Source organism: Haloarchaeobius lipolyticus (assembly GCF_051208015.1).
In the GTDB taxonomy this organism is placed as follows: domain Archaea; phylum Halobacteriota; class Halobacteria; order Halobacteriales; family Natrialbaceae; genus Haloarchaeobius.
Window position 1 is genome coordinate 398,672 of record NZ_JBPKGF010000002.1, and the last position, 13,532, is coordinate 412,203.

The window sequence follows — 13,532 nt, forward strand, 5'->3', positions numbered from 1 at the left end:
TCCGTCTTGCTCATCCCTCGCACGATGTCGAGCCGACCATCTCACCGAGTTCGATGGTCGGCTCAGCGTGCGCCATGCCGGGAGGATGGCCTCCTCGTGCGACTCCCCGCATCCCCGACCATTCACTCGTATAGGAGTTGCATTTATCATGATGTACCCGTTCATCGTGATTGTTGGCTATCACCATGGACAACGAGCACACGCGACGGACCTTCCTGAAGGCGAGTAGTGCAGCAGTGGCCAGTGCGGGTCTCCTCTCCAGCGTCTCGACACCGGTCGCAGCCGGGACCGACTTCGCGGACAGCGACAAGGACGCGGTGACGGGCGCACCGACCGGTGCAGGAGCAGTGGCGGCGTCGGTCAACCAGTATCCCTCGTACGGACAGGGCGGGAGCTACGGGACCCTCATCGAGGAGGTCGTCGCGAACCGTTTCGACATCGAGCAGATACGCGACGTCCACACGATGCTGTGGGACGCCGACCTCGGGGAGACGCTCGACGTCCGGAACGACGCGGCCGGCAGCGAGGTCTCCTACGAGTCGTCGCAGGTCCCGGAGCTCCACGTCCACAACTGGTTCCAGTTCTCCTCGGGCTACTGGGCCGACCTCTACCAGGACGTACTCGTCAGTCCCGACAGACCCGCACTCTGCATCCAGAACGAGGTGCAGTTCGACACCGCGAACGAGCACACCCTGTTCACGCTCGTCAATCCGAGCCTCGACGACAACGACAGCGCCGGGGCGGGCGACGACGCGTACATCAAATCCGCCAACGGCTACGAGTTCGTCGTGGCAACCGACGGGATGTGGTACCTCGCGTACGCGCAACATCGGCCCTCGACGGGCAAGAAGACGTTCGACGGGCACCGAATCGGCCTGGAGGGGACGACCTCCGGCGCGGACCGGAGCGCCTGGCAGGACATCTACGTCGAGAACGACGGCTACATCTCCGAGAACACGTCGAACAGCGGGAACGTCGACACCGGCGTCGGCCTCTACGTGGCGAACGACACCAAGGTGACGTGGGAGACCGTCGTCGGCTTCGGTACCAGCGAGTCCGAGGCCATCGCGAACGCGACGACCACGCTGGACAACGGCTACGCGACCGAGAAGAGCCGCTTCGACACCGAGTGGTCGAACTGGCACGCGGGCGTGGCCAGTGCGCCGACCGGCGACACGACCGCGGACGAGATGTACGAGCTCTCGCTGACGGCGATGAAGTCCACGCAGGACCCGGCCGGGCCGACCGTCGCCGGCCTGTTCGAACCCCACGACGACCAGTACACCTACGTCTGGCCGCGCGACCAGACCATCATGATCCAGTCGTGGCTCGCCGCCGGTGCCGACGCCGAGGCGACTGCCGCGCTGCAGTTCCTCGACGACGTCCAGATAAAGACGGATACCTACCACGACGACCCGACAGGCACGAGCATCAACCGGAAGGGAACCTGGTGGCAGAACTACTACATCGACGGTGCCGCGAACTGGGAGATGCTCCAGCTCGACCAGGTCGGCGGGCCCATCTATGCGCACTGGCTCTGCTGGCGGGAGATAGACGGCGGGTCGAGTACCTCGACGATTCTCGACGACCACTACGCCATGTCGAAGCTGGCGGCCGAGTTCTTGCTCGGCTTTGACAACGGCTACGGCTTCCCGAAGAAGCACAACGACCCGTGGGAGGAGAACTGGGGTCACACGACCGAGGGCGCAGCCTCGGCTATCGCCGGGCTCCGCTGCATGGCAGAGATGGCCGACTCGAAGGGAGACACCACGTTCGCCGGCGACTGCCGCTCGATGGCCGATACCTGGGCGAGCAACCTCGACACCTACTGCTACAAGACCGGCGCCTACCTCGGCGACCACTACGTCACCTGTGACAAGCCCGAGTGGGACTCCACGCCCGCGGGCGAGCCCGCGCCCGACCAGCGGCCCGATGCCGCCGCGTTCATGGCTCACTGGCCGTGGAACGTCAAGGCCGCAGACTCGCCGGAGATGGACTCGACCGTCTCCAAGGCCAGCGATTCCGAGTGGACCGCCGATAACACGCCGTGTCTCGACCGCTATCCCGGTGACGACTACACGCCGACCGACTCCCCGGAAGACGGCGGCTGGCCGCTCTGCGAGGCGTACGCCGACGTGGTCCGGTGGCAGAACGGCCTCGATGCGAACGCCGTGAGCGACTACGTCTTCACGCACGCGGAGAACTGGCGAACCGCCGGTGGCCTGCTTCCCGAGCGCGTCGACGGCAGCGGGAACGTGCGCTGGAACAGTCACCTCAACTGGTCGCAGGCGATGTTCGTCCTCCTCACCGAGAGCCACGCTCGCGGCGCACCGTTCGGCTACGCGCCCTCGTCCTGAACGTCGGGTCTCGCCCGTTCATCTCCAGGCCGTCCCCTCGGGATTCAAAAACTTCTTGCGCGCCGGGAGATGACTCCACTCCATGGACCCCGTCGTCGCCGTCGCTCACTACCCCGAAGGAGCCGGACACGCGACACGTATGCTCGCGGTGGCACAGGCCCTGGAAGCCGAGGGTGCGACCGTCCACCTCGCGGGTGGCGGCCCCGGCCAGAAGTTCGTCGAACTCCAGGGCTACGAGGAGTTCGTCCCCGCCGTGGTCGACTACATCGGGGACTATCAGGACGGTGGGAACCTGCTCCGCGTCATCACCCACAGCGTCCCGATGAGTGGCAAACGCGTGCTGGACTACGCGCTCTGGCTCCGCCGGCTCGAGCCAGACGCTATCGTCACCGACGACATGTTCGCCGCGATGGCTGCGGACCTGACGGACACCCCCCTCCACGTGCTCACGCACAACTCGCCGCACTTCTACGACGCCGTCGTCGAGGAGGTCTTCACCTGGCTGCTCACCCGCTTCCAGCTCCGGGCCGGCGAACAGTTCCTCTACCCGTCGGTCTGGCCCGCCTGCGACGACGACCCGGTCGGCGTCACCCACATCCCGCCGATCGCGCTGGAGGGAACCGGCGAGGTCGAGCCGGAGCCGATGGACGCGCTGCTCGTCCCGAGTCACTACTCCGACGGGTTCGAAGCCCTCGAGAACCGGCTCACCGACGACGGCCACGACGTGACGCTGGTCGGTGACGGCGACTGGGAGTCGGTCCCGTCGATGCTCCCCTTCCTCGAGGCGGCCGACGTGGTCGTCTGCTCCGGCTACTCGACCGTGATGGAAGCCGCCGTCGCCGGAACACCGTGCGTCATCTGGCCGTTCACCGACGAACAGCACGGCGTCTCCCGCGTCATCGAGAAGGCGGGCGTCGCCGGCTTCCAGGTCGAACACTCCATCCCCCACGTCGCTCGTGCGGTCCGGAACCCGCCCGAGGAGCCCGAGTTCGAGAACGGCGATACCGCCGCTGCGGAGTACATCCTCGAACATCTCTAAGGTCGGCACGGCCGGGCCGGCACAGCCGTTCCTGCCGACGTCAGGTGCTACAGCTGTCCCTGCCGACGCCCAGGGCCATCGCGCGGCTGCCCGTGCCGACACCGGATACCGTTGCCACCGCCGCAACCGTTTCCGACCGTCCCCCGTAGATGCGTCTATGGCAGTCGTCTCGACCGGTGCGCGTCTCCACGTCGGCTTTCAGAACCTCTCACTCGCGCACGACCGGCTCTACGGCGGTATCGGCGTCGGGCTCGCCGAGCCCCGCGTCCGCGTCGAGGCGACGCGTGCGGAGACGCTTCGCTGTCCGGACCCGGACGTCCGACCGTACGCGGAACGCGTTCTCGACGTGCTGGACCTACCTGGGGCCGACGTTCGCGTGCTCGACGACCTCCCCCGGCACGTCGGCCTCGGGAGTGGGACCCAGCTGGCGCTCGCGACGCTCGTCGCCGTCGCCCGAGCCTACGAGAAGCCGATAGACGTGCGGGCGCTCGCGCCGCAGCTCGGCCGTGGCGGCCGCTCCGGGGTCGGCGTCGCGACGTTCGAGTCCGGTGGCTTCGTCCTCGACGCCGGCCATCCGACGGAGCGGTTCACGACCGAGCCGCCGGCCGACGGCGAGTGGACGGTCCCGTCGGTCGCGGCACGGCACGACCTGCCCGACGACTGGCGTGTGGTGCTTGCGATTCCGGACGTCCCTGCGGGGCGAAGCGGCGACCGGGAGAACGAGAGCATGCGCTCAGTGGTCGAACGGGCCGAACCAGCGGTCGCCAACGAGATAGCTGGCGTCGTCACTCGCCGACTTCTGCCGGCAGCGGCGACCGGTGACCTCGACGCTTTCGGACGGGCGATCTCAGAGATAGAACTGCAGAACGGCTCCTGGTACGCCGACGAGCAGGGCGGAGTGTTCCGTCCACCGGTCGGGACCATCGTCGCGGAACTCGGAGCCGATTCGTCGGTCGCCGGTGCGGGCCAGTCGTCGTGGGGGCCGACGGTCTACGGGCTGACCGACGAGGCCCGAGCGGACGAAGCTCGCGACGCCGCCCGACGGGCGCTCGACGAGGCTGGCGTGCCGGGCGACGTGCGCGTCTGCTCGCTTGCGTCCGAGGGCGTTCGGGTCGAGGCGGCCACGCCGGCCGACGCCGAGCTTCGCTGACCGGACTGTCGTCGTTTCTTGCGATTTCTGGCGAACAGACGGCGAGTGTCGGCGTTCGCGCGAGGACTCGCCGTACGACCGCTGCCCCTCGCGCGACGAAGGTCACAGCACGCCGACCGTGGCCGCTCGCTACTATTTGAACCCTCGGCGTGTGAGACGGGGAACGGCCGCCGTAACCGTTACCACCACCCGCGACGACTGCCGGGGTATGGACCGGCTGCCGATGGGTGTGTCGCGACTCGATTCGATGATCGGCGGAGGCGCACCACCCGGGAGCGTGGTGTTGCTCGTCGGCGAGGTAGGGGCTGGCGCACGCGAATTCGTCTACACGAGCATCGCCATGAACGGCCTCGCGAAGACCAACCCCGAGCTGTTCGACCTCTACTACGGGAGTCTGCACAGCAAGGCCACCGTTCCCGAGGAGATACACTACATCTCGTTCACCACGGAACGCGAGGCGCTGGTCGAGGAGATGCGCTACTCGATGGACGACGAACTCGTCCGCGAGGGGACCGAGTCCGTCCAATTCGCGGACCTCTCCCAGCAGTACTTCCAGCTCTCGCAGGTGCCGAGAGAGTGGTACGCCGACCGGACGCGAGACATAACCTCGCTCGGTGACCGCGACCGACGAAGCACGCTCGACGCCCTCGGGGAGTACCTCAACGAGAACGCGACAGGGAGCCTCGTCGTCCTCGACTCGGTGACGGACCTGCTCAGCGCTGCCGAAGAGCAGATGGACTGGAGCCAGATAGCACTCCTGATGAAGGGCCTGAAGAAGGCGTCGTACCGCTGGGGCGGGCTCATCCTCCTGCTCGTGAACGAGGAAGCCCTGACCGAACAGCAGCTCGGGCGACTGCTCGACGGAGTCGACGGCTCGCTCTTCTTCGAGTGGGAGGTCGGTGGCTCCGAACGAGCACGCACACTCGTCGTCAAACAGTTCCGGGGCGTCCTCTCTCGGCTCGAAGACGAGAACATCGTCCAGTTCGAGACGGAACTGCACGACGGCGGGTTCGACATAAGTAACGTGCGGAAAATCCGGTGAGGAAGGAGTCTGTTCGGCGACAATCCTTAAGGGTGCACCACCCCAACTCCGGCTGAATGGCGAGCGAGGAGCAGGTGAACCTTTCGGTACGGCTCCCGCCTGAACTCGGTGAGTGGGTGCGTGAGCGTGCGGCCGAGCAGGGGACAGACCCGGACGAGCTAGTACAGCAACTGCTCTCCGCATACCGGACCGTCGCCGAGCTGTCGGCCGAGAACGACGGCGAGGTGGCTGCACTGTTCGAGTCCGAACACGACCCGCTCGACGACAGACTCGCCGCGCAGCGCGAGGAGTTCATGGAACTCGTCGAGGACGTTCGCGAGCGGGTCATCCAGGTGAAGGTCGAGACCGACGAGAAGGCACCGGCCGACCACAGCCACGACGAACTGGCAGACCGGGTCGAGGAGCTGTCAGCACTCGCTGACGACGTCGACGGATTGAGGGCAGACCTCGACACCGTCCAAGACGACCTCGCCGCCGGGTTCGAGAACTACGAGGACATCGTAACGTACCTCGTCGAGACAACCGACGACCTCGACGAGAAGGTGACCACGCTCGCTCGCGTCCTCGTGGACGTCCGCGGGAGCGTCGACCGGCTCGCGGCAGCCGAAGCGCGGCGAGCCGAAGCCGAGGCACTCCAGCTGGCAGCCAACCGTGCCGGGGTCGAACGCGCACGGTGCGACGAGTGCGAGACGCCCGTGACCGTCGCGCTCCTCTCGGAGCCGACCTGTCCGCACTGCGCAAGCACGTTCAGCGATGTGGTTCCAAAAAGCACGTTCGGACCGTTCGGCTCCCACCGGCTGTCGACCGGCGATCCGCCGGCGCTCCCCGAAGGGTCTGCGAAGCCGATGGAGGCTGACCTCGAAGCGGAGTTCCTGTCGGACGACAGTGGCGGCGGCGCTGACGGCGGTGACCGACGATGACCGACGACGAGCCGCTCTCGAACCTTCGAGACGACCTTCTCGGCGACGACGAGACGGAGAGCAGACCGTCGCTCGAGTCCCCCGGGGACGAGGAGGAGTCGGTACCGGAGCTCGAGGCACCGCCCGTCGGCGACTCGGATGAGAGCCGCGAGCGAGCCGGACCGCTCCGAGACCTCGCGTCGGACGTCGACGAACGTGACCGGGACGAGTCGTTCGACGGTCTGTTCGAATCGGTCGACGTCGGCGAGATCGATTCGGAGGTCCTGTGGGAACAGGTGACCGAGGAGCGTCCGGCAGACGGCGACGTCGCCGCCGAGCAGTTTCTGCGCACCATCAAGAAGCGGAAGTACTGCCAGGGCTGTGAGTACTTCTCGGCTCCACCGGTGGTTCGCTGCGGCCACGAAGGTACGAAGATTCGTCGGGCGGTCGACGTCGACCAGTTCGAAGTCTCTAACTGCCCGAAGGTGCTAGAGGACGAACGACTCGAGGACGTCTGAACACCATGCAATTCTGTGACGACTGCGGTTCGATGATGAAAGCACAGGACGACGACTGGGTCTGTGGCTCGTGCGGTGCGACCGAGGCGCGGAACCGCGACGACGAGGCCGACTTCGTGACCACGGAGGAACAGGCCGACAGCGAGGTCATCGAGACGGAGGAGAACGCCGAGTTCGAGGGGAAGCCGACCGCGACGGACGTAACCTGCGACGAGTGCGGCACCCAGAAGGCGTGGTACTACATCCAGCAGACGGCCTCCGCGGACGAGCCGCCGACGCGCTTCTTCAAGTGTACCGAGTGTGGGAAGAAGTGGCGCGGCTACAATTAGCCGCGGGGAAGTGGCGCGGCTACAATTAGCCGCGGGGAACCGATCGTACTGCTATACCCAACGAGTCCAACGTCTTTCAGTGTCCCCCCCGGAGTGAGAAGTGTAATGCCCGACTATACGTTGCACGTGCCGTCGATTCGGGGTGCCACGAAGGAATCCCCCGACATGCCGTACCAGTTCGAGGATTTCCCCATGGACGACATGGCCGACATCGACGACTACTTTCTGCTCTCGACCTCGGACATCCCGCCGGAGGACTTCGACGACCTGTATCTCCCGGTCTGTCACATCGACCAGCGACTCAGTCTGCCCCTGCTGAGACGCGCTCTCGACGAGATAGAGACGCTCGACAGCATCGACACGGAGACCAAGACCGAGGCGATCGATATGATTCACGACCTCGGCGAGTGCTTCCCGAACGACGGTCTCGACGGCGACTACTGAACGCGGCGGCCCCACTCCATTTACTACGAACCGAGTGGCAATTTTTCCCACGGTGCCCGGGTGTTATGAGTCACCACACCGAACGTGATGGCATGTCATTGCACGACAGGGACGTGCGACAGGACGTCCGGGAGCTAGGCGCACTCCTCGGCGACGTACTGGAATCGCAAGCCTCCAGCGCTGCCTTCGAGACGGTCGAGACGGTACGGACGGAGGCGATCGACTACCGACGCGGCGAACGAGAGTCTCGCGCATCGCTCGAACACGAACTCGACGTGCTGACTCCGGAGCTCCAGCGGGTCGTCGCGCGAGCCTTCACGACCTACTTCGAACTCATCAACCTCGCGGAGGAGCGCGAGCGCGTCAGGCAGGTCCGACGTGGCCAGCAGGCTGGCGACCTCGAAGACGGCATCGAGGGAGCCGTCGACGCGCTCGCCGAGGCCGACCCCGGAACCGTCCAGCAGGTTCTCGACGACGTGCTCGTCGAGCCGACGTTCACCGCCCATCCCACCGAGGCGCGTCGGAAGACGGTGAAGGCGAAGCTCCGGTCGGTCGCGGGCCACCTCGAGACGCTCGACGAACGCCGGCTCACCGACCGGGACGAGGAGCGGATCGAACGCGACCTCGCGGCAGAGGTAACGAGCCTGTGGCAGACGCCGCAGGTCCGCGAGCGTCGCCCGCATCCGACCGACGAGGCGCGCAACGTCCAGTGGTACCTGGAGAACACGCTGTTCGACGTGGTCGGCGAGGTGTACGACGACCTCGAAGACGCACTTGGCGACGAGTTCGACGACCTCGACGTGGCGAAGCTGTTCGAGTTCCGCTCGTGGGCGGGGAGCGACCGGGACGGGAATCCGTACGTCACACCCGAGGTCACGAGCGAGACGCTGGAACGCCAGCGCAGCGTCGTGCTCGAGCGCTACCGGGAGAGGTTGAAGTCCCTGTCCGGAATCGTCAGCCAGGACGGCGACCGCGTCGACGTCGGCGAGGAGTTCGAAGAATCGCTGGCGGCGGACAGAGAGCGACTTCCCGGCGTCGCAGCCGCGGCTCGAGAGCGCTATCCGGACGAACCCTACCGCCAGAAGCTGAAGCTGATGCGCGCGAAGCTCGACCGCGTGACGGACGTGCGTCCTGGTGGCTACGAGTCCGCCGACGACCTCGTGGCCGACCTGGACGTGCTGGCGGCGAGTCTGGCGGCGAACGACGGGGAAGCCGTGGTCGATTCCCAGCTCGACCCGGTTCGGCGGACGGTCGAGACGTTCGGCTTCTCGCTCGCCAGCCTCGACCTCCGGGACCACCAGGAGAATCACACGGCCGCCGTGGCGGAGGCGCTCGCAAGAAGCGGCGTCGACTACCGCGAGAAGTCCGAAGACGAACGCGTCGAACTCCTCACCGAGGCCATCCTGCAGGACGAGCCTATCGTCGACGTGGGAGACACCGACGGCCTGTCGGAGACGTCCGGTCGCGTCCTCACGCTGTTCGACAACCTCGCCGACTGGCAGGCCGAGTACGGCGCACAGGCGGTCGACACCTACGCAATCTCGATGACCGAGGAGCCGTCGCACGTGCTCGAGGTGCTCTTCCTCGCGGACCAGGCGGGCGTCGTCGAACTGCCCGAATACAGTGGACTCGACGTGGTACCGCTGCTGGAGACGGAGAGCGCCCTCTCCGGTGCGCGACGGATTCTGGGGACCCTGTTCGAGAACGAGGCGTACGCGGCCGCACTGGCGGCTCGCGGCGGCCGCCCCGGTGATGCGGGTGGCGAGAACCACGAGGCCGCGGGCGACGGCCTCCTCGGCACCCAGGAGATAATGCTCGGCTACTCCGACTCGAACAAGGAGAACGGCTTCCTCGCGGCCAACTGGTCGCTCTACGAGAACCAGCGAGCGCTCGCCGACGTCTGTTCCGACTACGGCGTCAAACTCCGGCTGTTCCACGGCCGTGGCGGCTCCATCTCTCGCGGTGGCGGCCCCATGAACGAAGCGCTGCTCGCCCTGCCGAACCAGTCCGTGACGGGTCAGGTGAAGTTCACCGAGCAGGGCGAGGCTATCGCCGAGAAGTACGCGAACCCCCGCGTCGCCAAGCGCAACATCGAGCAGATGCTGAACGCACAGCTTCGCGCCAGGAAGCAGGCCATCGAGACGCCAGAGGAGGCGGTGCCCGAGACGTGGCAGGCCGCCATGGAGACGATGGCCGACGCGGCCCGTGCCGAGTACCGCGACCTGCTCGAGAGCGACGGGTTCGTCCCCTACTTCGAGCAGGCGACGCCCATCACCGTCATCGAGGAGCTGAACCTCGGCTCGCGTCCCGCCTCTCGCTCCGGCGAACGAACCGTCGAGGATCTTCGGGCGATTCCGTGGGTGTTCTCGTGGACCCAGTCGCGCTGTATCCTCCCCGGCTGGTACGCACTGGCGACCGGGCTCGACGCGTACCTCGACGCGGGCGGCGATCTCGACACGCTGCGCGAGATGTACACCTCGTGGCCGTTCTTCCGGACGACGCTGGACAACGCTGCACTCGCGCTCGCCCGGACCGACCTCGACGTGACCGAGCACTACGCCGCCCTGGCCGACCCGGAGCTCCGTGAACGGTTCTTCCCGCGTATCGAGGCCGAGTACGACCGTGCAGTCGACCTCGTCACCAGCATCGCCGGTCGGGACGAGCTGTACGTCCGCGAGTGGTTCGGTCAGAGCCTCGACCGACGGAATCCCTACGTCGACCCGTTGAACCTGCTCCAGACGCGACTGCTGGACCAGACCCACCGGACGCCGGCCGAGGAACGGACGCTCCGGCTCACGGTGAAGGGTATCGCGGCAGGCATGAAGAACACCGGATGAACTCCGTCCGCCTCTGATGACCCAGGCGGTCGGGCGGTCACCCCCGAACAATGTGGGGCCAACAATAAATACCCCTCTCTGCTTACTCGCCGTAGAGAATTCACTCTCGCCACATGGGTACAATGGAGCGACGGCAGACTAACTGTGCAGAGAGAGGGACACGTCGGGGTGGGGACGCACATGGCTGATGCGTTCGTCGTACTGGCCGACCCGAAAGCGGACGAGTGGGCTGGCGACCTCGAACGAGCCGCCGGCATCCCAGTCCTGGCGGCGCAGACGGCCGAGGCCGCTCTCGACCGCGTCCACGAAGGTGGTGACGCCGTCGAGTGTATCGTGACGGCCGCGGTCCTCGAGGGCGAGCGCGACGGTGCGAGCCTCACAGCGACCCTCCACGACCGGGCACCAGAGGTCCCCGTCATCTTCTTCGGAGAGACCGAACCGGATGGCACGCTGCCCGCCCCGGTCAACGCAGTGCTCTCTGCACCGACGGCCCCGGCCAGACGCTCACTGGTGACCCTCCACGTCGAGCGGAAGGACGACCTCACCGAACGAAACGCAGAGCGGGTCGACCCGGTCTGTACCCTCGACGAACGGGGACGGTTCACCTACGTCAACGAACCGTTCGCCGAGAACTTCGGCTACGAGGCCGTCGAGCTGGAGGGAGCCGAGTGGGAGACGCTCGCCGACGACGACCGAGACTCCAAGGAGTTGCTGGCTCGAATCTCAGAGACGGGGCACGCGTGGCACGGTGAGGTGGCGACGCGCCGCCGAGACGGGACCCCCCTCAGGGCGGACGGGTCGCTCCGCCGGACGGCAGACGGTGGCGTCGTCGCGACCGTCCGCGAAGTGTCCCGCCGTCCCGCTGAAGCGAACGCGCTGCAGGCCCTCGGCGAGATAGCCGAATCGCTGGCGACGGTCGACCGGCCGAGTGAGGTCTGTCGGATCGTCGCCGACACGATCGCGACGCTGGACGGAGGGCCGAGCGTCGCCCTCTATCTGTACGACGATGAGACGCGCGCACTCACCCCGGTCGCGACCGGCGGTCAGCTGTTCGACGACCCGCCCTCGGTCCAGCTGGGGGACGAGAACCCGGTCACGGAGGCGTTCTTCTCGAACGAGGCGATACTCGACACCGAGGCGGTCGCGTCGCTGTGTACCGGGGACGCGACCGCCGGGAAGGCCGTCGCGATGGGCGACCGTGGCGTCTGTGTGGCCGCGGAGAACGGCTTCCACACGGAATCGTCACTCGAGCTGGCCGGACCGTTCGCGCGCACGGCCACCGCCGCGTTCGACCGTATCGAGGCAAGAGAGCAACTCGATGCCGCCGAGCAGCGTCTCGACACGCTGTCGGAGCGGGCGGACCATCTCTCGAACGTCACCACACTCCTCAGGGACGTAACCACGCGTATCGTCCGGTCTCGCACACGCGAAGAGCTCGAGCAACGGGTGTGCGAGGCACTCGTCTCGTTCGACGAGTTCGTGTTCGTCTGGGTCGGTGTCGCCGACCAGGCGGACGAGTTGACCGTTCGGACGTGGGCCGGTCCCGAAGAGGGCTATCTGGACTCGATGGGGTTCGACGATAACGAACCATCCGCTCGGACCGCGGCCAGCGGCGAACTGACGGTCGTCTCGGACGTCGGCGCGGACATCCAGGGGGCCGAATGGCGTCGAGCTGCGCTATCACGTGGACTCCACTCCGTCGCCAGCGTTCCGCTCACGTACCGCAACATCGACCACGGGATACTCACGCTGTACGCGGAGGTAGCCGACGCGTTCGACGGAGCGATGGAGCCGATACTCGTAGACCTCGGTGAGGCGATCGGCCACTCGCTCACCGCCCTCGAGACCCGCCGGGCTCTCCTGTCGGACCGCATCACCAGCCTCGAACTCGAGTTCGAACAGCCCGACACCGTCCTGTTCCAGCTCGCCGAGCAGAGCGGTGCTCGGCTCGTGTACGACGGCTTCGTCCCGACGGACGACGACGGGCTGTTCGTCTACTGTTCGGTCCCGACCGACCGGACAGACGCAGTCGAAGCGGCCGCAGCGTCGCTCGTCGGTATCGATGCGGTCGAAGCGGTCTCGGGCGACGACGAGACGGCACTCTACGAACTTCGCGTGAGTGGTCGGACCATCTCGATGGTCGTCGGGGACTTCGGCGTCGTCGTCCGGTCTGCCGACGCCGACCCGCCGACGCTCACGACGACCGTCGAGCTGCCACACGAATTCGACGTCCGGGAGTTCATGCAGTACGCGAGCGAGCACTTCACACCGCCCTCTCTACTCGCCCGGCGGACCGTCGATAGACCCACGCGCACGAAGCGCGAGTTCCGTGCCGCACTCGAAGAACAACTGACGGAAAAGCAGCTGCAGACGTTGTTGCAAGCGTACGAACGTGGCTACTTCGAGTGGCCGCGAGAGACCACCGGAAAGGAGATCGCCGAGTCGCTCGGCGTCACCCAGCCAACGGTCAATAGACACCTTCGCGCGAGCGAACGCAAGCTGTTCGAGATGCTGTTCGGAAATTGATAATTTATATGTATAGACTGTCTGTCGGCGCAGGCGTTACACAGATAGGTGCAAACCTTAGACGGGTGGAGGTGCTACGAGCAGGTGTGAACAATGGACCCTGCAGACACCAACAACGTTCCAACCGAGACGGAACCCGTAGCAGACGCGAGCTGTGAGGTGTGCGGGGACCCGGTCGAGACGACCGAGTGGCACCCAGCAGCCACGCAGACCGGCGAGGAAGGCAGCATCGAAATCCTCTCGTTCTGCAGCGAGGACTGCCGGGACGAGTGGGAAGACTGAGTCGGTCGGTCACGGGTCACCCGGGCGAGGAGGTAGACGGGCGAAACCGGCGTACAGCATCACCGAGCGCGAGCGGCGGAGGTTCCCCCCTTACTCCGCCGTGACACGG

11 protein-coding genes are annotated in these 13,532 nt (G+C 66.4%); all 11 read left to right on the forward strand.

All coding sequences use genetic code 11. The features are described from left to right. Window positions 1-185: 185 nt before the first annotated feature. The 11 genes from ACSC1Y_RS05075 (at window position 186) to ACSC1Y_RS05125 (ending at window position 13,423) form a co-directional block, all read left to right on the forward strand. Complete coding sequence (locus ACSC1Y_RS05075; RefSeq protein WP_435333601.1) at window positions 186-2,357, forward strand: glycoside hydrolase family 15 protein; 2,172 nt, start codon at window positions 186-188, stop codon at window positions 2,355-2,357. Window positions 2,358-2,439: 82 nt separating this feature from the next. Beyond that, window positions 2,440-3,396, forward strand: coding sequence for a glycosyltransferase (locus ACSC1Y_RS05080; protein ID WP_435333602.1), 957 nt, complete (start codon window positions 2,440-2,442; stop codon window positions 3,394-3,396). A 157-nt stretch (window positions 3,397-3,553) separates the two neighbouring features. Continuing rightward, window positions 3,554-4,546: a beta-ribofuranosylaminobenzene 5'-phosphate synthase family protein gene (locus tag ACSC1Y_RS05085; RefSeq protein ID WP_435333603.1), complete on the forward strand. Its 993-nt coding sequence runs from the start codon at window positions 3,554-3,556 to the stop codon at window positions 4,544-4,546. Window positions 4,547-4,754: 208 nt separating this feature from the next. Then, window positions 4,755-5,588, forward strand: coding sequence for an RAD55 family ATPase (locus ACSC1Y_RS05090; protein ID WP_435333604.1), 834 nt, complete (start codon window positions 4,755-4,757; stop codon window positions 5,586-5,588). 56 nt (window positions 5,589-5,644) lie between these two features. Next, complete coding sequence (locus ACSC1Y_RS05095; protein WP_435333605.1) at window positions 5,645-6,508, forward strand: hypothetical protein; 864 nt, start codon at window positions 5,645-5,647, stop codon at window positions 6,506-6,508. Beyond that, on the forward strand, window positions 6,505-7,005 hold the full coding sequence (locus ACSC1Y_RS05100; protein ID WP_435333606.1) for a DUF8135 domain-containing protein: 501 nt from the start codon (window positions 6,505-6,507) through the stop codon (window positions 7,003-7,005). Before ACSC1Y_RS05095 ends, ACSC1Y_RS05100 begins: the two co-directional genes overlap by 4 nt. Window positions 7,006-7,010: 5 nt before the next feature. Further along, window positions 7,011-7,334, forward strand: a complete 324-nt coding sequence (locus ACSC1Y_RS05105; protein WP_435333607.1) for a transcription factor S — start codon at window positions 7,011-7,013, stop codon at window positions 7,332-7,334. Window positions 7,335-7,439: 105 nt separating this feature from the next. Beyond that, the gene (locus ACSC1Y_RS05110) at window positions 7,440-7,778 is read left to right on the forward strand and encodes a hypothetical protein (RefSeq protein WP_435333608.1); all 339 of its coding nucleotides are present in this window, start codon (window positions 7,440-7,442) and stop codon (window positions 7,776-7,778) included. 92 nt (window positions 7,779-7,870) lie between these two features. Continuing rightward, window positions 7,871-10,615 carry a phosphoenolpyruvate carboxylase gene (ppc, locus tag ACSC1Y_RS05115; RefSeq protein ID WP_435333609.1) on the forward strand — a complete coding sequence of 915 codons (2,745 nt, stop codon included), beginning with the start codon at window positions 7,871-7,873 and terminating at the stop codon, window positions 10,613-10,615. 180 nt (window positions 10,616-10,795) lie between these two features. Further along, window positions 10,796-13,141 (forward strand): bacterio-opsin activator domain-containing protein, encoded by a 2,346-nt coding sequence (locus ACSC1Y_RS05120; protein WP_435333610.1) that lies wholly within the window; start codon window positions 10,796-10,798, stop codon window positions 13,139-13,141. Between the two features lie 93 nt (window positions 13,142-13,234). Then, the gene (locus ACSC1Y_RS05125; RefSeq protein ID WP_435333611.1) at window positions 13,235-13,423 is read left to right on the forward strand and encodes a DUF7576 family protein; all 189 of its coding nucleotides are present in this window, start codon (window positions 13,235-13,237) and stop codon (window positions 13,421-13,423) included. The last annotated feature ends 109 nt before the right edge of the window (window positions 13,424-13,532 follow it).